This is a genomic window from Spiroplasma endosymbiont of Zeiraphera isertana, assembly GCF_964030805.1.
GTDB lineage: Bacteria > Bacillota_I > Bacilli_A > Mycoplasmatales > VBWQ01 > Spiroplasma_E.
Map to the genome: position 1 here is coordinate 1365323 of NZ_OZ034965.1, position 19489 is coordinate 1384811.

Here is a 19489-nt window from a genome sequence, read left to right on the forward strand (position 1 = left end):
TAAAACATCAATTAATTCATTATTAGTCACAAAAAATCACCCCTGATATAAAAATATTACTTTTAATTTTAAATTAAAAGTAATATCAAGATTTTTTGTGAAAATTAAAATAATTTTATTATTAAATTAATTACCTCGATCGCTATGAAATATTTGAATATCTTTTAAACAGCGATTTGATTGCATAAATGCTTCATATACTAATGATGCATCTTTTTTAGTGCCTACACTATGTCCAATAATTTCGCGGTTAAATAGGTCTATTAATAAACAAATATAGTTTCACTTACCATTTACTTGAACATAAGTTAAATCACTAACAATAACTTCATTTTTAATACTATTCTTAAAGTTTCTATTAACAAGATTAGTTATTTGACTATCATTGACTTTATTATGATGATTTTTGTGTCTTAATTTAGTGTATTTTGATATTAAATTATGTTTATTCATAATTTCTTTAATTTTTCGTCTTGATAAATAAATTTCTTGGTTTTCTAATATGACTTTTAATCTTCTTGTGCCATAAATTTCTTTTAATTTTCACAAAAAATCTTGATATTACTTTTAATTTAAAATTAAAAGTAATATTTTTATATCAGGGGTGATTTTTTGTGACTAATAATGAATTAATTGATGTTTTAAAAAACAAAAAAGATGAAGAATTTATAAAAATTAGGAAATTATCCCTGCATGTACTAGTGTGGAGGAAAAAATGAATTGAAATGAATTCAATAGCATATTTCAAACTGAAAACGATTGTTTGAAATATATAGCGAAGTTTAAAATAATGAAATGCATCAGGTGTGCTTCTTCTAGTTTGAATGCTTCTGATTTGAGAAGAATACGATGTTTGAACTGTAACCAAACATTTAGTATTCTTTATGGAACCATTTTTTATAAGTCACAGACCCAAATGACATCTTGGTTTTATCTCATCTTTAGATGAATAAACACAAAGCATGGCATACCAGCAACCGATGTTGCAAGGGAATTGGGTGTGACCTATAAAACAGCTTGAAGAATGTGTCATGAAATCAGGACTAGAATTGGAAATCAAGATGCAGGTTTCATTGTTGATGGCACAGCACAGATGGATGAAATGTATCTTTCACATTTAGGTTTTAAAAAACAAGGAAGATCCTTGTTGAATAAAACTTTGATTGTTGGAGTTTATGAGAAAACCAGCAACAAACTAATTGTGAAGGTGCTGAAAAATGCAGATGAAAAAAACCTTTTAAGATTTGCATTGAAACACATTTTTACTGAGTGCTGTCTATTTACGGATTCTTGGAAGGGATATGTAAGTTTCAAAAACTTCTTTTAATTTTCACAAAAAATCTTGATATTACTTTTAATTTTAAATTAAAAGTAATATTTTTATATCAGGGGTGATTTTTTGTGACTAATAATGAATTAATTGATGTTTTAAAAAACAAAAAAGATGAAGAATTTATAAAAATTATTAGACATTTTAAAAATAGAATTAAACAAATTGAGAAAAAAGAAAAATTAGATGCAATTGATAAAAAATTTAAAGAAAAAGGAATTCAATGTCCAAATTGTAAATCTTATTGATGTGTAAAAAATGGTTTTAAGAATAATAAGCAAAAATATTTATGCAAAGATTGTAAAAGTAGCTTTGATGCTTTAAGAAATCATTTTTTACATTGAAGTCATTTATCTCATGAACAATGAGATTGAATAATTTGATTGTCATTGTTAGGTCAATCTGCTTATACTATTTCTCAATTTGCTAAAATTTCAAAAACATCAGCATGATTTAATCGTCAAAAATTTATGAAATCATCACAATTAGCCAAAACACAAAAACCATTCACAAAATTAAAAGGTAGAATTGAAATTGATGAAACTTTTATCAAAGAAATTCACAAAGGAAATTTCAAAAATCCAGATGATCCAAGAAAAAAATGAATTGAAGAAAATGCTAAAGATTTAAACTGTTGTATTGAAATGGCAATGGATGAAAATAAAAATATTTATGCTCAAACAACAAATACTAAAAGATTAACAAAAAAATGAGTACAAGAAAATTTAACATCTAAGCTTATCGAAGAAAAATCAATTATAGTTTGTGATATGCAAATACTATATGATACAGTAGCTAAACAAACAAAATGTACTCTCAAGAAATTTAAATCAAAAGAAAATAAAGAATTAAATTATAAAAATTTAAGTAATATCAGTAAAATACAATCAAGTTTAAAAGAATTTATTACTCATTATCATGGCATTGGATTTACCAATATTCAAAATTACCTCAATTTATGAAAATTTAAATACCAACATTATAAAATATCACCTTATGCAAAATCTGAAGCATTATATTTCAGTTTGTAAAAAAAATAAATCCCAAAATTAAATAAAATCAAATTTTAGGCCAGGTTGATGATTTTTTTTATTTCATCAAGAGTTTTTTTGAAAATTAAAATAAATTTCTTTATTTTATTTAAAAGCACTAATAACAGCTTCATCATACATATTATTTTGATTTTTTTCTTTTTTCTTGAAATTAAAATAATATGTTGATTTAGAGAGCTTTAAAAAACGACACATTGTACGAATTTTATATTTACATTTATTATTGATAATAATCTCTATTTTCTGCCTATTATTAGTGCTGTTTGCTTTAAAATATCATTTTCCATTCGTAACTGTTTTAATTCTTTTCTTAATTTAATTAATTCATTTTCTTCAACAGAACGATTATCTTTAGATTTAAAACTACCTGAATTAGTAAATTGCTTAATTCAATTATAAGTAGCTGCTCTTGTAACATTGTACTCTTTAGCAAGACAAGACACTGACTTACCACTTTGATATAAAGCTACTATTTGTTTCTTAAATTCGTCGGTATATGAGTTAATATTGGCCATAATTATAGTTCCTTTCTTTTAACTAATTTGTTCACTTGTCTACGTAATTAGTGTCCAATAAAGTGTAACCTATCCATAATTTATACGTTATTGGTGATAGTTTATCAGATAATGGTTTTAATTTTCACAAAAAATCTTGATATTACTTTTAATTTAAAATTAAAAGTAATATTTTTATATCAGGGGTGATTTTTTGTGACTAATAATGAATTAATTGATGTTTTAAAAAACAAAAAAGATGAAGAATTTATAAAAATTATTAGACATTTTAAAAATAGAATTAAACAAATTGAGAAAAAATAAAAATTAGATGCAATTGATAAAAAATTTAAAGAAAAAGGAATTCAATGTCCAAATTGTAAATCTTATTGATGTGTAAAAAATGGTTTTAAGAATAATAAGCAAAAATATTTATGCAAAGATTGTAAAAGTAGCTTTGATGCTTTAAGAAATCATTTTTTACATTGAAGTCATTTATCTCATGAACAATGAGATTGAATAATTTGATTGTCATTGTTAGGTCAATCTGCTTATACTATTTCTCAATTTGCTAAAATTTCAAAAACATCAGCACGATTTAATCGTCAAAAATTTATGAAATCATCACAATTAGCAAAAACACAAAAACCATTCACAAAATTAAAAGGTAGAATTGAAATTGATGAAACTTTTATCAAAGAAATTCATAAAGGAAATTTCAAAAATCCAGATGATCCAAGAAAAAAATGAATTGAAGAAAATGCTAAAGATTTAAACTGTTGTATTGAAATGGCAATTGATGAAAATAAAAATATTTATGCTCAAACAACAAATACTAAAAGATTAACAAAAAAATGAGTACAAGAAAATTTAACATCTAAGCTTATCGAAGAAAAATCAATTATAGTTTGTGATATGCAAATACTATATGATACAGTAGCTAAACAAACAAAATGTACTCTCAAGAAATTTAAATCAAAAGAAAATAAAGAATTAAATTATAAAAATTTAAGTAATATCAGTAAAATACAATCAAGTTTAAAAGAATTTATTACTCATTATCATGGCATTGGATTTACCAATATTCAAAATTACCTCAATTTATGAAAATTTAAATACCAACATTATAAAATATCACCTTATGCAAAATCTGAAGCATTATATTTCGGTTTGTAAAAAAAATAAATCCCAAAATTAAATAAAATCAAATTTTAGGCCGGGTTGATGATTTTTTTTATTTCATCAAGAGTTTTTTTTGAAAATTAAAAGATAATGGTGCACTTGTTGGAGCTGGAACACAATTTTTTAAAGGTAATAAAATCCTTCCAAAAATTCAAGAAATTAAAACGGAAGAACCTTATCATAATAATCAATTTTGTAATGGTCCAAATGCAGTTAGTGTTGTAGCAAATTATTTTCATAAACCTTTAACACCAGCATGGAAATTTCAAAAAATACCATTTGTTGGCAAAACTTATCAACAAATTGGCGAAAATTATGATGTTGGTGCTGCTAGATTAGGATATAGTATTTATCCAGGTGGATTTTTTGTTAGTAAATTTTCAGCACAAGCACAAGTTACTTCTCTACTTTCACAACATAAAAATATTAATGATCATGATTGAGTACTATATGTAATGGGAGCTAATGATCTTTTGGCAGTAATGCAAGACACAACTTCTCCTTTCTTAACATGAAAACTTTATTTAGATTTTGCAATCCTTAACGAAAAAATATCACTAATGCGACTACTTAAACATCATGTAGCGAATATTGTTGTTACTGATGTTCCAGATATTAGTGAAACTCCTGCTTATAATAATGATCCTATCCTAGAGACAAAAGCAGCAGCAGCTTTTAAATATTTTCATTCACAATGAAAAGCAATGATAAAAACTTTAAAAGAAGATTACCCAAAACAAATTAATGATTTTGAACTTTCGTCAGTTGTTAAACAAACATTAAATGATTTAGGTAAAAGAGGAATGAATATTAAAGAAGGAGCTAGTGATATTAGTTTTTATGAATCATTTTTAAAAGATGTGATTTTACAACCCAAATTAAATCCAGGGGTGACTTTAGATACAGTTAATAACTACTTTTTTGTCAATACTGTTCATCCAACTGAAATACCATCAAAAGTAATTGGTATGCAGTTAGCTCATTTTATTACTAATAAAATTAAACAAAATGGAAATTATGAAGCATTTGCACAACCCAAACCAGCACAAGAAATAGAAGATAAAAAAGCATTTTTAGTAGGAGCAGGATTTGCTTCTTTAGCCGCTGATACATTTTTAATCAGAGATGCAAAAATGAATCCAGAAAATATCCATATTTTTGAAGAATTAAGTATTGCTGGTGGTAGTTTAGATGGGATTTTAAATCCAGATAAGGGCTTCATTAGTCGTGGTGGACGAGAAATGGAAAACCATTTTGAATGTCTATGAGATTTATTTCGCTCTATTCCATCTTTAGAAATTGAAGGGGCTTCAGTTTTAGATGAATTTTACTGATTAAATAAAGAAGATACAAATTATTCTAAGTGTCGACTTATTCATCAACAAAGGAAAAGAACAGAAGATGATGGTAAGTTTACTTTAAATGAAGAGGCTTGTAAAAAAATAATTGAATTATTTTTAACAAAAGAAGTAAATCTAAGTAATAAAACAATCGAAGAAGTATTTCCGGAAGATTTTTTTAAATCAAATTTTTGATGATATTGATCATCAATGTTTGCTTTTGAAAAATGACATAGTGCTATGGAAATGAGAAGATATATTATGAGATTCATTCATCATCTTGGTGGATTACCAGATTTATCAGCACTTAAATTTACAAAATACAATCAATACGAATCACTTGTTTTACCATTAATTTCTCACTTAGAAGAACAAGGTGTTGTTTTTCACTATGAAACAATAGTAAAAAAAATTATAATTTCAGAAAATGAAAATAAAGAAAAAATTGCAAAAAAAATCATTTTTCAAAAAAAGAATAAAGAACAACAAATAATATTCAAAGAAAACGATTTCGTTTTTGTAACTAATGGCAGTATTACTGAAAGTACAACATATGGTGATCATAATACTCCAGCACCAATTAGTGAACAACTCCAATTAGGTGGAAGTTGAGAATTATGAGAAAATTTTTTTAATTTTCACAAAAAATCTTGATATTACTTTTAATTTAAAATTAAAAGTAATATTTTTATATCAGGGGTGATTTTTTGTGACTAATAATGAATTAATTGATGTTTTAAAAAACAAAAAAGATGAAGAATTTATAAAAATTATTAGACATTTTAAAAATAGAATTAAACAAATTGAGAAAAAAGAAAAATTAGATGCAATTGATAAAAAATTTAAAGAAAAAGGAATTCAATGTCCAAATTGTAAATCTTATTGATGTGTAAAAAATGTTTTTAAGAATAATAAGCAAAAATATTTATGCAAAGATTGTAAAAGTAGCTTTGATGCTTTAAGAAATCATTTTTTACATTAGACTTGGTGCAAAACTAAGGTAATTCAAAATTATATATTCCTGCTATTAAATTAAATCTTAATGCAAATCTTCGTATTTTATTGCGATATTTTAAACTTAAAATTTTAAAACGTTTTAGTTTAGCAAATACGTGTTCAATTTTAATTCTAATTTTACTTAAAGTTTTATTGTATTCTTTTTGAATTGGTGTTAATTGATTGTATTTACTTTTTTTAAATGGCAAAAATGTATTTTTATGAATATTTTGTATACCTTGATAACCCGAATCAACAAAAACTTGTTTTTCTGGATGAATAAAAGTTTTAGATTTTAGAATCAATTTAAAATCATGAATGCTTCCAAAACAAAAAGCAGTTGAAATAATTTTTCCATTGGAAATATCAATAATTATTTGGGATTTGAGAGAATGATGTTTCTTTTTACCTGAAAAAAGTAATTTTAGTTTTTTTTAATTCTTTCAATTGGAGTTTCAGTAGCATCAATAGCTAACAAATTATTATTAGTACCTTTATTTTTTGTTAAATCTTTTTTTCCAGGTAAATTAAAAATTCCGCTTTTTATTAAAATATTTTCAATTCAAAAAATATTACGAATGCAACTAGTATGACTAATATTATATCTTTTTGCAATAACTCTATAACTACTATAGTCTTTTCAATATTCTAAAGTCATTAATAAACGCTCTTCAATTACAATTTTATTTTTTCTACCACCACAATATTTTTGTTTAGACTCAGCAATTTTTAAAATTTCAAGCATTTTATAAAATGTTTGTGGCTTTATGCCGACTAAACTATAAAATTCTTGATCATCTTTATATTTTTTCAACATAATAACTATCACCTTTAATATTAATAATAATCGTTAAATTGTTAAAATTAAAGGTTTTGCACCAAGTCTATTGAGGTAATTTTGAATATTGGTAAATCCAATGCCATGATAATGAGTAATAAATTCTTTTAAACTTGATTGTATTTTACTGATATTACTTAAATTTTTATAATTTAATTCTTTATTTTCTTTTGATTTAAATTTCTTGAGAGTACATTTTGTTTGTTTAGCTACTGTATCATATAGTATTTGCATATCACAAACTATAATTGATTTTTCTTCGATAAGCTTAGATGTTAAATTTTCTTGTACTCATTTTTTTGTTAATCTTTTAGTATTTGTTGTTTGAGCATAAATATTTTTATTTTCATCAATTGCCATTTCAATACAACAGTTTAAATCTTTAGCATTTTCTTCAATTCATTTTTTTCTTGGATCATCTGGATTTTTGAAATTTCCTTTATGAATTTCTTTGATAAAAGTTTCATCAATTTCAATTCTACCTTTTAATTTTGTGAATGGTTTTTGTGTTTTTGCTAATTGTGATGATTTCATAAATTTTTGACGATTAAATCATGCTGATGTTTTTGAAATTTTAGCAAATTGAGAAATAGTATAAGCAGATTGACCTAACAATGACAATCAAATTATTCAATCTCATTGTTCATGAGATAAATGACTTCAATAGACTTGGTGCAAAACCTTTAATTTTAACAATTTAACGATTATTATTAATATTAAAGGTGATAGTTATTATGTTGAAAAAATATAAAGATGATCAAGAATTTTATAGTTTAGTCGGCATAAAGCCACAAACATTTTATAAAATGCTTGAAATTTTAAAAATTGCTGAGTCTAAACAAAAATATTATGGTGGTAGAAAAAATAAAATTGTAATTGAAGAGCGTTTATTAATGACTTTAGAATATTGAAAAGACTATAGTAGTTATAGAGTTATTGCAAAAAGATCTAATATTAGTCATACTAGTTGCATTCGTAATATTTTTTGAATTGAAAATATTTTAATAAAAAGCGGAATTTTTAATTTACCTGGAAAAAAAGATTTAACAAAAAATAAAGGTACTAATAATAATTTGTTAGCTATTGATGCTACTGAAACTCCAATTGAAAGAATTAAAAAAAATAAAATTACTTTTTTCAGGTAAAAATAAACATCATTCTCTCAAATCCCAAATAATTATTGATATTTCCAATGGAAAAATTATTTCAACTGATTTTTGTTTTGGAAGCATTCATGATTTTAAATTGCTTCTAAAATCTAAAACTTTTATTCATCCAGAAAAACAAGTTTTTGTTGATTCGGGTTATCAAGGTATACAAAATATTCATAAAAATACATTTTTGCCATTTAAAAAAAGTAAATACAATCAATTAACACCAATTCAAAAAGAATACAATAAAACTTTAAGTAAAATTAGAATTAAAATTGAACACGTATTTGCTAAACTAAAACGTTTTAAAATTTTAAGTTTAAAATATCGCAATAAAATACGAAGATTTGCATTAAGATTTAATTTAATAGCAGGAATATATAATTTTGAATTACCTTAGTTTTGCACCAAGTCTATTATGTAAGTAATTAACTTCAGCTTTTACTTGTTCAAACATTCTTTCATAAATTTCCAAAATAACATCTTTATTTATATTTTCTATTTTTAATATTTTATTTTCATATTTGGCTAATTCTCTTTTTCTTTTTTAACATTTTTTAATTTGACTAACAGTTGTATTATCAACTTTGATAATTTTTCCTTTAACATAAAATGGAGAAATAAAATCATTCTTATTTATATTTTAAATATTATCACCTTTAATTATACTATTTTCGATTAAAAAAATTTTAATACTATATTTATTAATGTTACTTAAATAAATTTAGATAAAAAAATTGTAACTTTCATTAGTAACTTTTATTTTATATGATTTTTTTAAATCTTTAATTGTAAAATTAAAAAGGACACTTATATAAAAATTAAATTGCGTTAGTTCTATAATTAAGAAAAGAAAGGAATTAGCGCAATGTATAAGTATCTGAGTATTGAATCAATAATAGCAATAAAAGAATATAAAAATTATGGATTTTCGATTCGTAAAATAGCAAAAATTGTTGATTATAGTAAATCAACTGTACATAGAGTTTGTAGATTATTAAATAAAAACTTATTGCCATTAGAAATATTGAATCAATTTCAAAAAAATAAACAAAATACAGGCAGAAAATTAATAATTTTAACTTTAACAGAAATTAATAGTATTAATCATTTGTTAATTACTAAAAAGTATGCTCTTGATATAATGGCTAACTTTTTAAAGGAAAATAAAATAAAAAGTATTTCAACAAAAACTTTATATAACATGTTTAAAACAAATCGAATGGGTTTTGATGAAAATAACTTATTGAGAAAAGGCAAAAATAAATCTCACAAACAAAAAGAAACTAGTGGCAAAATTAATAATTGTAAGTCTATTCATGAAAGAAATTTAATCATTCCTAATATTAAAAATATACAAGAATTTGGTCATTTAGAAGGTGATACTATCATTGGCAAAGATCATAAAAGTTCTATTATTACTTTGGCTGATATATGATCAAAAACCACAATTCCTTTAGTAACTAAAAATCATAAATCAGAAAATATTACGAAAAGTATAATAAAATTTATTTCAAAGTTACAAAAAGGAACAGTTAAAACCATTACTTTTGATCGTGGTAAAGAATTTAGTAAATGAAGATTAATCGAAAAAATTTGTAATAGACTTGGTGCAAAACCTTTAATTTTAACAATTTAACGATTATTATTAATATTAAAGGTGATAGTTATTATGTTGAAAAAATATAAAGATGATCAAGAATTTTATAGTTTAGTCGGCATAAAGCCACAAACATTTTATAAAATGTTTGAAATTTTAAAAATTGCTGAGTCTAAACAAAAATATTATGGTGGTAGAAAAAATAAAATTGTAATTGAAGAGCGTTTATTAATGACTTTAGAATATTGAAAAGACTATAGTAGTTATAGAGTTATTGCAAAAAGATATAATATTAGTCATACTAGTTGCATTCGTAATATTTTTTGAATTGAAAATATTTTAATAAAAAGCGGAATTTTTAATTTACCTGGAAAAAAAGATTTAACAAAAAATAAAGGTACTAATAATAATTTGTTAGCTATTGATGCTACTGAAACTCCAATTGAAAGAATTAAAAAAAACTAAAATTACTTTTTTCAGGTAAAAAGAAACATCATTCTCTCAAATCCCAAATAATTATTGATATTTCCAATGGAAAAATTATTTCAACTGCTTTTTGTTTTGGAAGCATTCATGATTTTAAATTGCTTCTAAAATCTAAAACTTTTATTCATCCAGAAAAACAAGTTTTTGTTGATTCGGGTTATCAAGGTATACAAAATATTCATAAAAATAAATTTTTGCCATTTAAAAAAAGTAAATACAATCAATTAACACCAATTCAAAAAGAATACAATAAAACTTTAAGTAAAATTAGAATTAAAATTGAACACGTATTGGCTAAACTAAAACGTTTTAAAATTTTAATTTTAAAATATCGCAATAAAATACGAAGATTTGCATTAAGATTTAATTTAATAGCAGGAATATATAATTTTGAATTACCTTAGTTTTGCACCAAGTCTAATGTAAAAAATGATTTCTTAAAGCATCAAAGCTACTTTTACAATCTTTGCATAAATATTTTTGCTTATTATTCTTAAAACCATTTTTTACACATCAATAAGATTTACAATTTGGACATTGAATTCCTTTTTCTTTAAATTTTTTATCAATTGCATCTAATTTTTCTTTTTTCTCAATTTGTTTAATTCTATTTTTAAAATGTCTAATAATTTTTATAAATTCTTCATCTTTTTTGTTTTTTAAAACATCAATTAATTCATTATTAGTCACAAAAAATCACCCCTGATATAAAAATATTACTTTTAATTTTAAATTAAAAGTAATATCAAGATTTTTTGTGAAAATTAAAAGATAGATCTGTAGATTTTGGTAAATATCTTCTTAAAATACCATTATTATTTTCATTTAAACCCCTTTGTCAAAGTTTACCAGGATCTGCAAAATAAATTTTGACATTACAAATTTTTTCGATTAATCTTCATTTACTAAATTCTTTACCACGATCAAAAGTAATGGTTTTAACTGTTCCTTTTTGTAACTTTGAAATAAATTTTATTAGACTTGGTGCAAAACCTTTAATTTTAACAATTTAACGATTATTATTAATATTAAAGGTGATAGTTATTATGTTGAAAAAATATAAAGATGATCAAGAATTTTATAGTTTAGTCGGCATAAAGCCACAAACATTTTATAAAATGTTTGAAATTTTAAAAATTGCTGAGTCTAAACAAAAATATTATGGTGGTAGAAAAAATAAAATTGTAATTGAAGAGCGTTTATTAATGACTTTAGAATATTGAAAAGACTATAGTAGTTATAGAGTTATTGCAAAAAGATATAATATTAGTCATACTAGTTGCATTCGTAATATTTTTTGAATTGAAAATATTTTAATAAAAAGCGGAATTTTTAATTTACCTGGAAAAAAAGATTTAACAAAAAATAAAGGTACTAATAATAATTTGTTAGCTATTGATGCTACTGAAACTCCAATTGAAAGAATTAAAAAAAACTAAAATTACTTTTTTCAGGTAAAAAGAAACATCATTCTCTCAAATCCCAAATAATTATTGATATTTCCAATGGAAAAATTATTTCAACTGCTTTTTGTTTTGGAAGCATTCATTATTTTAAATTGCTTCTAAAATCTAAAACTTTTATTCATCCAGAAAAACAAGTTTTTGTTGATTCAGGTTATCAAGGTATACAAAATATTCATAAAAATACATTTTTGCCATTTAAAAAAAGTAAATACAATCAATTAACACCAATTCAAAAAGAATACAATAAAACTTTAAGTAAAATTAGAATTAAAATTAAACACGTATTTGCTAAACTAAAACGTTTTAAAATTTTAAGTTTAAAATATCGCAATAAAATACGAAGATTTGCATTAAGATTTAATTTAATAGCAGGAATATATAATTTTGAATTACCTTAGTTTTGCACCAAGTCTATTGAAGTCATTTATCTCATGAACAATGAGATTGAATAATTTGATTGTCATTGTTAGGTCAATCTGCTTATACTATTTCTCAATTTGCTAAAATTTCAAAAACATCAGCATGATTTAATCGTCAAAAATTTATGAAATCATCACAATTAGCAAAAACACAAAAACCATTCACAAAATTAAAAGGTAGAATTGAAATTGATGAAACTTTTATCAAAGAAATTCATAAAGGAAATTTCAAAAATCCAGATGATCCAAGAAAAAAATGAATTGAAGAAAATGCTAAAGATTTAAACTGTTGTATTGAAATGGCAATTGATGAAAATAAAAATATTGATGCTCAAACAACAAATACTAAAAGATTAACAAAAAAATGAGTACAAGAAAATTTAACATCTAAGCTTATCGAAGAAAAATCAATTATAGTTTGTGATATGCAAATACTATATGATACAGTAGCTAAACAAACAAAATGTACTCTCAAGAAATTTAAATCAAAAGAAAATAAAGAATTAAATTATAAAAATTTAAGTAATATCAGTAAAATACAATCAAGTTTAAAAGAATTTATTACTCATTATCATGGCATTGGATTTACCAATATTCAAAATTACCTCAATTTATGAAAATTTAAATACCAACATTATAAAATATCCCCTTATGCAAAATCTGAAGCATTATATTTCGGTTTGTAAAAAAAATAAATCCCAAAATTAAATAAAATCAAATTTTAGGCCAGGTTGATGATTTTTTTTATTTCATCAAGAGTTTTTTTGAAAATTAAAAGAAAATTTGGCAAAGCAAAGTAAAGATTTTGGAAAACCAGAAAAATTTTATGCAAATTTACCAAAAGAAAGTTGATTTATCTCAGCAACATTAACAACTCTAGATAAAAAAATAGCACCTTATATTGAAAAAATCAGCAAAAGAGATCCATATGCTAAAAAAGTTGTAACTGGTGGAATTGTTACTGCTATCGATTCAAGTTGAATTTTAAGTTATACCTTAAATCGTCAACCACACTTTAAAAGCCAATCAGATGATCAATTAGTTGTTTGAATCTATGGATTACTTTCAAATAAAGAAGGAGATTATATTAAAAAAAGTATTACTGAATGTTCTGGCATTGGTAGCTCAAGAGTGATTATATCATATTGGCGTTCCTGAAGGAGAAATCTTTCAACTTGCTAAAAACTCATGTAATGCGGTACCGGTTTATATGCCATTTATTACTTCATACTTTATGCCAAGAGAAATTGGTGATCGTCCTTTAGTAGTTCCGGAAGGTTCAAAAAATTTAGCATTTATTGGTAATTTTAGTGAAACTGAAGATGATACAGTTTTTACAACCGAATATTCAGTGAGAACTGCTATGGAAGCTGTCTATAAATTATTAAAGGTTGATAGAGGAATACCAGAAGTTTTTGCTTCAGCATATGATATTAGATTACTATTGAATTCAACTCATATTTTATGAGATAAGAAAAAAATTAATGATATACAAGTTCCTCTCATCTTAAAAATTTTCCGTAGAGGTGCATTAAAAAAAATCAAAGGAACTTTTCTAGAATAATTACTTGAAAAATCAGGATTATTATAATAAATCCTAATATTTTTAATAATATTTATAAAATAAAATATCTATATTAACTTACCATTTTAAGTATAAAATAAAGAAAAAAATTAAAAAAAATTAGTAATATTGTTACAAGTAACATTCATTTCTTTAAAAATAAAGAAATTGCTAACAAATTTAATATTTTAATAATCTTTAAATTTAAAATCAATTAATAATTTCTCATTCTAATGTTTAAAAATTCATAAAATTAATATTATTAATTTTAACTTCAAGATTAAATATAATGTTATAATATTTTTATGTATTATTAAATTATACAAAAGAAAGAGGAATTAACTTATTATGAGTACAATTATTAAAAATGAAGAAAATGAATCAAATGTTCAACAATTTCAAGTTGGTGACATTATTACCGTAACTCCAACTGGAATAAAGGAATTTGGAGTTTTTTGTAAGTGTCCAAATGGATTTTCTGGTTTAATTCACATTAGTCGTATTACCCCTAAATTTGTTAAAAATGTTAGTGATTATTTTACAATTGGTACATCAGTTAAAGCAGAAATAACAGGTATTGATCATACTAAACAACAATTAAGTTTAAGTACAAAAGAACAAGGATTAGTTGCAAAGAATAATTCTTCAATTGAAGAAAATGGTAAAGGATTTGCACCAATAAGAGAAACTGTTGATAATTGATTTAAAAAAGAAGAAAATAATTAAAATACTATTTTTCTTTCAAATAATAAAAAATATTGCTATTTAATGGCAATATTTTTTATTTTTTTCTTGCAATCTAAAATTTTTACAACTATATTTTTATTATAAATATTAAATAGTATTATTACGAATTAATATTTTAATTTTAAATACTATAAGGAGGTTATAGAATAGTGATAAAAACTAATTTAAAGTTTACTAATTTAGATATGAAAGAATTATCAACTTTATATCAAGAAAAAGTAACGGTCATTAACGCTGAACTGGAAAGTAATGCTAAAAATGAAGATGGTTGATTAGGATGAATTGATTTTCCAGTTGCATACCAAAAAGACATTACTTTTCAAGAGTCTTGAAAACGAATGAAAACTCTAGCATTGAAACTACAAAAAGAAATACAAGTTTTAGTAGTAATTGGTATTGGTGGATCATACTTAGGTGCTAGAGCAGGAATTGATATGGTGCAAGGTTTATTTAATAATACGGCTCCTGTTAAAGTAATTTATATGGGTAATACCATGAGTTCAACTTATGTTCACCAAGTTTTATCATATTTAAAAGATAAAGAATTTGCCATTAATGTTATTTCTAAATCAGGAACTACTACTGAACCAGCAATTGCCTTTCGTTTGTTAAAAGAACTATTAATTAAACAAAAGAAAAATAAGAATATTGTTAATAACAGAATTATCGCTACTACTGATAAAACAAGAGGAGTACTCCATGATTTGGAAAAAGCAGAAGGATATGAAAGCTTTGTTATTCCCGATAATATCGGTGGTAGATACTCTGTTTTAACTCCTGTTGGTATTTTTCCGATGATGGTAGCAGGAATTAACTGTGAAGAAATTATTGCTGGTGCGCAATTAGCAGCAAAAGAATGTAAAAGTGATAAAATTGATGTTAATGATGCCTATTTATATGCAGTTTCTCGCTATCATTTACATAAAACTAATAATAAAGCAGTTGAAATTTTAGTAAGCTATGAATTACAAATGCAAATGTTATGTGAATGATGAAAACAATTATTTGGTGAGTCAGAAGGTAAGGATGGCAAAGGATTATTACCAGCTAGTGTTGTTTTTTCAACTGATTTACATTCAATGGGCCAATTTATTCAAGAAGGTTCAAAAATTTTTTTTGAAACAGTAATAAAAATCAAAAAACCTAATGAAGATATCAAAATTCCACTTGATAAAGAAAACAATGATCAATTAAACTATTTAACAAAACATTCTTTACATGAAATTAATAATATTGCCTTACAAGGAACTATTGAAGCTCATAGTGATGAAATAGTAGGAAAAACACCAAATATTTTATTAGAATGGGATAAAATGGATGGCAAAATGTTTGGTTATGCTAGTTATTTCTTTATGAAGGCTTGTGCTGTTAGTGCAAAATTATTAGGTGTTGACCCATTTAACCAACCCGGTGTTGAAGTATACAAAAAGAAAATGTTTACATTATTAGGTAAAAAATAATTTCCTAATAATAAATTTAATAAAACATTAAAATATAGTTATATAAAAACCATTCTGAAAAGAATGGTTTTTATATAACTTACTTAGTTGTTCTTCACTTATTAATTTACAATATTATATTATGACATTTTTTTTGTAAATAATAATCTAAATAAATGTAATTATAAGTTAAGTTGTATTTTAAATGATGGTAAATGATATATACCGGTGCTAGTTGATGGTGCATTTATAAAATCAAATTGATTTATTTCATTTACAATTTTTTGTTCTTGTTCTTTAATTAAAAAACTTTCTACTATATGCTTAGTTATTTGCTCTTGAATAGAATATTGTTTTAATTTTCAAAAAAACTCTTGATGAAATAAAAAAAAATCATCAACCTGGCCTAAAATTTGATTTTATTTAATTTTGGGATTTATTTTTTTTACAAACTGAAATATAATGCTTCAGATTTTGCATAAGGTGATATTTTATAATGTTGGTATTTAAATTTTCATAAATTGAGGTAATTTTGAATATTGGTAAATCCAATGCCATGATAATGAGTAATAAATTCTTTTAAACTTGATTGTATTTTACTGATATTACTTAAATTTTTATAATTTAATTCTTTATTTTCTTTTGATTTAAATTTCTTGAGAGTACGTTTTGTTTGTTTAGCTACTGTATCATATAGTATTTGCATATCACAAACTATAATTGATTTTTCTTCGATAAGCTTAGATGTTAAATTTTCTTGTACTCATTTTTTTGTTAATCTTTTAGTATTTGTTGTTTGAGCATAAATATTTTTATTTTCATCAATTGCCATTTCAATACAACAGTTTAAATCTTTAGCATTTTCTTCAATTCATTTTTTTCTTGGATCATCTGGATTTTTGAAATTTCCTTTATGAATTTCTTTGATAAAAGTTTCATCAATTTCAATTCTACCTTTTAATTTTGTGAATGGTTTTTGTGTTTTTGCTAATTGTGATGATTTCATAAATTTTTGACGATTAAATCATGCTGATGTTTTTGAAATTTTAGCAAATTGAGAAATAGTATAAGCAAATTTACCTAACAATGACAATCAAATTATTCAATCTCATTGTTCATGAGATAAATGACTTCAATGTAAAAAATGATTTCTTAAAGCATCAAAGCTACTTTTACAATCTTTGCATAAATATTTTTGCTTATTATTCTTAAAACCATTTTTTACACATCAATAAGATTTACAATTTGGACATTGAATTCCTTTTTCTTTAAATGTTTTATCAATTGCATCTAATTTTTCTTTTTTCTCAATTTGTTTAATTCTATTTTTAAAATGTCTAATAATTTTTATAAATTCTTCATCTTTTTTGTTTTTTAAAACATCAATTAATTCATTATTAGTCACAAAAAATCACCCCTGATATAAAAATATTACTTTTAATTTTAAATTAAAAGTAATATCAAGATTTTTTGTGAAAATTAAAAGAATATTGTGCTTTTACCTCAGAAAAACCTTGATTAATACATTAGAATTGGTGCAAAACTAAGGTAATTCAAAATTATATATTCCTGCTATTAAATTAAATCTTAATGCAAATCTTCGTATTTTATTGCGATATTTTAAACTTAAAATTTTAAAACGTTTTAGTTTAGCAAATACGTGTTCAATTTTAATTCTAATTTTACTTAAAGTTTTATTGTATTCTTTTTGAATTGGTGTTAATTGATTGTATTTACTTTTTTTAAATGGCAAAAATGTATTTTTATGAATATTTTGTATACCTTGATAACCTGAATCAACAAAAACTTGTTTTTCTGGATGAATAAAAGTTTTAGATTTTAGAAGCAATTTAAAATCATGAATGCTTCCAAAACAAAAAGCAGTTGAAATAATTTTTCCATTGGAAATATCAATAATTATTTGGGATTTGAGAGAATGATGTTTCTTTTTACCTGAAAAAAGTAATTTTAGTTTTTTTTAATTATTTCAATTGGAGTTTCAGTAGCATCAATAGCTAACAAATTATTATTAGTACCTTTATTTTTTGTTAAATCTTTTTTTCCGGGTAAATTAAAAATTCCGCTTTTTATTAAAATATTTTCAATTCAAAAAATATTACGAATGCAACTAGTATGACTAATATTATATCTTTTTGCAATAACTCTATAACTAATATAGTCTTTTCAATATTCTAAAGTCATTAATAAACGCTCTTCAATTACAATTTTATTTTTTCTACCACCATAATATTTTTGTTTAGACTCAGCAATTTTTAAAATTTCAAGCATTTTATAAAATGTTTGTGGCTTTATGCCGACTAAACTATAAAATTCTTGATCATCTTTATATTTTTTCAACATAATAACTATCACCTTTAATATTAATAATAATCGTTAAATTGTTAAAATTAAAGGTTTTGCACCAAGTCTATTATAGAACTAACACAATTTAATTTTTATATAAGTGTCCTTTTTAATTTTACAATTAAAGAAGAAATAAAATTAAAGTTAAAAAATAGTAATAGTTTTTTATATAAATCAAATTTACAAGCAAATATATAAGTTTAATATATTTATAAAGTATCTTTAAAAACATCTCTAATAAAATATTAGAGATGTTTTATGAATAAACAAAATTATAAAAAATTAAAATTATTTATAATTTTACTATTAAATTTTCAATAAGTATTACAATTATTTTAAAAAAAGAACTAACTTAAAATTAGTTATTTTAAATTAGATTATTTATTTTTATATATTCCATCAGTGGTTGTTGCATAAATAGTAAAATTATTAGAATTATAAATCAATTCATTAATTGAATTAAGTTTATTTTCATAGAATAAAGTGAAGTTTTTTTCTTGATAACTTTTTCATATATTACCATCTTTATCACCAACTAAAACCCCTGTTCCAAAAATTGTTACTGTTGTATTTATTGTTTCTAAAGTTTGCTTATATGGTAAAAAATTAGCAATAGTAATACGTTTATAATAAACTTGTTTACTCTTGTTAGTAACCAAGATTGTTTCTTTATTATCAACAGCAATACTTGTAATACCACCATCTTTTATTTGCTCAACTAAATTAAAAGGATTACCCCCAATACTTTTAAAAATCATTCCTTCTGTATTACCAGCATAAATTAAACCATTTTTAGTTGTTTTTAAAACTGTAATGTTACCTATTGCCCCATCTATTTTTTTTAATTCAGTTGTTGGACTTGAATTAGTATATACCCCTTGATTTGTTCCTATATAAATATTATTTTCTTTGTCAAAAGTCATTGCTAATAATTGATGTGAACTTAAAGTATATTTTTCAGCAAGTTGATCATTTTTAAGAATATAAACTTTTAATTCATTATTTTTTTCATTAGACTTGG

The 19489-nt window shown here is 23.3% G+C and carries 24 protein-coding genes and 4 pseudogenes; 17 read left to right on the forward strand and 11 right to left on the reverse strand.

Features of this window, described 5'->3' with window-relative positions; genetic code table 4:
- Positions 1-126: 126 nt before the first annotated feature.
- Positions 127-549 carry a DDE-type integrase/transposase/recombinase gene (locus tag AAHM78_RS09635; RefSeq protein WP_342252997.1) on the reverse strand — a complete coding sequence of 141 codons (423 nt, stop codon included), beginning with the start codon at positions 547-549 and terminating at the stop codon, positions 127-129.
- A gap of 65 nt (positions 550-614) precedes the next feature.
- Between AAHM78_RS09635 and AAHM78_RS09640 the strand changes: the two genes are divergently transcribed.
- The 3 genes from AAHM78_RS09640 (at position 615) to AAHM78_RS09650 (ending at position 2361) form a co-directional block, all read left to right on the forward strand.
- Complete coding sequence (locus AAHM78_RS09640; RefSeq protein ID WP_342252998.1) at positions 615-776, forward strand: hypothetical protein; 162 nt, start codon at positions 615-617, stop codon at positions 774-776.
- Between the two features lie 44 nt (positions 777-820).
- The gene (locus AAHM78_RS09645) at positions 821-1327 is read left to right on the forward strand and encodes an IS1595 family transposase (protein ID WP_342252999.1); all 507 of its coding nucleotides are present in this window, start codon (positions 821-823) and stop codon (positions 1325-1327) included.
- A gap of 74 nt (positions 1328-1401) precedes the next feature.
- On the forward strand, positions 1402-2361 hold the full coding sequence (locus AAHM78_RS09650) for an IS1595 family transposase (RefSeq protein ID WP_342253000.1): 960 nt from the start codon (positions 1402-1404) through the stop codon (positions 2359-2361).
- Between the two features lie 257 nt (positions 2362-2618).
- Here AAHM78_RS09650 and AAHM78_RS09655 read toward each other — a convergent pair whose 3' ends face one another.
- Positions 2619-2897, reverse strand: a complete 279-nt coding sequence (locus tag AAHM78_RS09655; RefSeq protein WP_342253001.1) for a transposase — start codon at positions 2895-2897, stop codon at positions 2619-2621.
- 513 nt (positions 2898-3410) lie between these two features.
- Here AAHM78_RS09655 and AAHM78_RS09660 point away from each other — a divergent pair.
- From AAHM78_RS09660 to AAHM78_RS09670, 3 genes and pseudogenes are all read left to right on the forward strand, one after another.
- Positions 3411-4052: a transposase gene (locus AAHM78_RS09660; RefSeq protein ID WP_342253002.1), complete on the forward strand. Its 642-nt coding sequence runs from the start codon at positions 3411-3413 to the stop codon at positions 4050-4052.
- Positions 4053-5026: 974 nt separating this feature from the next.
- Positions 5027-6025, forward strand: a pseudogene (locus tag AAHM78_RS17030) (oleate hydratase); the annotation flags it as partial.
- A gap of 82 nt (positions 6026-6107) precedes the next feature.
- Positions 6108-6380, forward strand: a complete 273-nt coding sequence (locus tag AAHM78_RS09670) for an IS1/IS1595 family N-terminal zinc-binding domain-containing protein (protein ID WP_342253004.1) — start codon at positions 6108-6110, stop codon at positions 6378-6380.
- A gap of 13 nt (positions 6381-6393) precedes the next feature.
- Here AAHM78_RS09670 and AAHM78_RS09675 read toward each other — a convergent pair whose 3' ends face one another.
- The 3 genes from AAHM78_RS09675 to AAHM78_RS09685 are packed head-to-tail and all read right to left on the reverse strand — an operon-like array spanning position 6394 to position 7910.
- On the reverse strand, positions 6394-6768 hold the full coding sequence (locus AAHM78_RS09675; RefSeq protein WP_342254951.1) for a transposase family protein: 375 nt from the start codon (positions 6766-6768) through the stop codon (positions 6394-6396).
- A gap of 50 nt (positions 6769-6818) precedes the next feature.
- Complete coding sequence (locus AAHM78_RS09680) at positions 6819-7211, reverse strand: transposase family protein (RefSeq protein ID WP_342252838.1); 393 nt, start codon at positions 7209-7211, stop codon at positions 6819-6821.
- Positions 7212-7244: 33 nt separating this feature from the next.
- Positions 7245-7910 carry an IS1595 family transposase gene (locus AAHM78_RS09685; protein WP_342253005.1) on the reverse strand — a complete coding sequence of 222 codons (666 nt, stop codon included), beginning with the start codon at positions 7908-7910 and terminating at the stop codon, positions 7245-7247.
- A gap of 56 nt (positions 7911-7966) precedes the next feature.
- On the opposite strand from AAHM78_RS09685, the gene AAHM78_RS09690 reads away from it, so the two are divergent.
- From AAHM78_RS09690 to AAHM78_RS09710, 5 genes and pseudogenes are all read left to right on the forward strand, one after another.
- Positions 7967-8377, forward strand: a complete 411-nt coding sequence (locus tag AAHM78_RS09690) for a transposase family protein (protein ID WP_342253006.1) — start codon at positions 7967-7969, stop codon at positions 8375-8377.
- Positions 8319-8783, forward strand: a complete 465-nt coding sequence (locus tag AAHM78_RS09695; protein ID WP_342255132.1) for a transposase family protein — start codon at positions 8319-8321, stop codon at positions 8781-8783. The genes AAHM78_RS09690 and AAHM78_RS09695 overlap by 59 nt, the downstream gene beginning before the upstream one ends.
- Positions 8784-9251: 468 nt before the next feature.
- Positions 9252-9986 (forward strand): annotated as a pseudogene (locus AAHM78_RS09700) (IS30 family transposase); the annotation flags it as partial.
- A 69-nt stretch (positions 9987-10055) separates the two neighbouring features.
- Positions 10056-10448 carry a transposase family protein gene (locus AAHM78_RS09705; protein WP_342252923.1) on the forward strand — a complete coding sequence of 131 codons (393 nt, stop codon included), beginning with the start codon at positions 10056-10058 and terminating at the stop codon, positions 10446-10448.
- 59 nt (positions 10449-10507) lie between these two features.
- On the forward strand, positions 10508-10873 hold the full coding sequence (locus AAHM78_RS09710; RefSeq protein ID WP_342255133.1) for a transposase family protein: 366 nt from the start codon (positions 10508-10510) through the stop codon (positions 10871-10873).
- Positions 10874-10886: 13 nt separating this feature from the next.
- Here the strand turns inward: AAHM78_RS09710 and AAHM78_RS09715 are convergent, their stop codons facing one another.
- Both AAHM78_RS09715 and AAHM78_RS09720 read right to left on the reverse strand, forming a co-directional pair.
- Positions 10887-11159, reverse strand: a complete 273-nt coding sequence (locus tag AAHM78_RS09715; protein ID WP_342252841.1) for an IS1/IS1595 family N-terminal zinc-binding domain-containing protein — start codon at positions 11157-11159, stop codon at positions 10887-10889.
- Between the two features lie 79 nt (positions 11160-11238).
- Positions 11239-11451, reverse strand: a pseudogene (locus AAHM78_RS09720) (IS30 family transposase); the annotation flags it as partial.
- Between the two features lie 64 nt (positions 11452-11515).
- On the opposite strand from AAHM78_RS09720, the gene AAHM78_RS09725 reads away from it, so the two are divergent.
- The 6 genes and pseudogenes from AAHM78_RS09725 (at position 11516) to AAHM78_RS09755 (ending at position 16125) form a co-directional block, all read left to right on the forward strand.
- The gene (locus AAHM78_RS09725; RefSeq protein ID WP_342252923.1) at positions 11516-11908 is read left to right on the forward strand and encodes a transposase family protein; all 393 of its coding nucleotides are present in this window, start codon (positions 11516-11518) and stop codon (positions 11906-11908) included.
- 59 nt (positions 11909-11967) lie between these two features.
- Entirely contained in the window at positions 11968-12333 is a 366-nt protein-coding gene (locus tag AAHM78_RS09730; protein ID WP_342255134.1) for a transposase family protein, read from the forward strand.
- Positions 12334-12335: 2 nt separating this feature from the next.
- Entirely contained in the window at positions 12336-13040 is a 705-nt protein-coding gene (locus AAHM78_RS09735; RefSeq protein WP_342253008.1) for an IS1595 family transposase, read from the forward strand.
- Positions 13041-13119: 79 nt separating this feature from the next.
- Positions 13120-13918: pseudogene (locus AAHM78_RS17035) on the forward strand (oleate hydratase); the annotation flags it as partial.
- Positions 13919-14266: 348 nt separating this feature from the next.
- Positions 14267-14644 carry a S1 RNA-binding domain-containing protein gene (locus tag AAHM78_RS09750; RefSeq protein ID WP_252318945.1) on the forward strand — a complete coding sequence of 126 codons (378 nt, stop codon included), beginning with the start codon at positions 14267-14269 and terminating at the stop codon, positions 14642-14644.
- Between the two features lie 170 nt (positions 14645-14814).
- Positions 14815-16125, forward strand: a complete 1311-nt coding sequence (locus AAHM78_RS09755) for a glucose-6-phosphate isomerase (RefSeq protein WP_342253011.1) — start codon at positions 14815-14817, stop codon at positions 16123-16125.
- A 424-nt stretch (positions 16126-16549) separates the two neighbouring features.
- On the opposite strand, the gene AAHM78_RS09760 is transcribed toward AAHM78_RS09755, so the two are convergent.
- The 4 genes from AAHM78_RS09760 to AAHM78_RS09775 form a co-directional block, all read right to left on the reverse strand.
- Positions 16550-17509 (reverse strand): IS1/IS1595 family N-terminal zinc-binding domain-containing protein, encoded by a 960-nt coding sequence (locus tag AAHM78_RS09760; protein ID WP_342253012.1) that lies wholly within the window; start codon positions 17507-17509, stop codon positions 16550-16552.
- Between the two features lie 138 nt (positions 17510-17647).
- On the reverse strand, positions 17648-18022 hold the full coding sequence (locus tag AAHM78_RS09765) for a transposase family protein (RefSeq protein ID WP_342254611.1): 375 nt from the start codon (positions 18020-18022) through the stop codon (positions 17648-17650).
- Positions 18023-18072: 50 nt separating this feature from the next.
- A complete protein-coding gene (locus AAHM78_RS09770; RefSeq protein WP_342253013.1) occupies positions 18073-18465 on the reverse strand; it encodes a transposase family protein in 393 nt (130 codons plus the stop codon).
- A gap of 380 nt (positions 18466-18845) precedes the next feature.
- Entirely contained in the window at positions 18846-19391 is a 546-nt protein-coding gene (locus AAHM78_RS09775) for a hypothetical protein (RefSeq protein WP_342253014.1), read from the reverse strand.
- Positions 19392-19489: the final 98 nt, after the last annotated feature.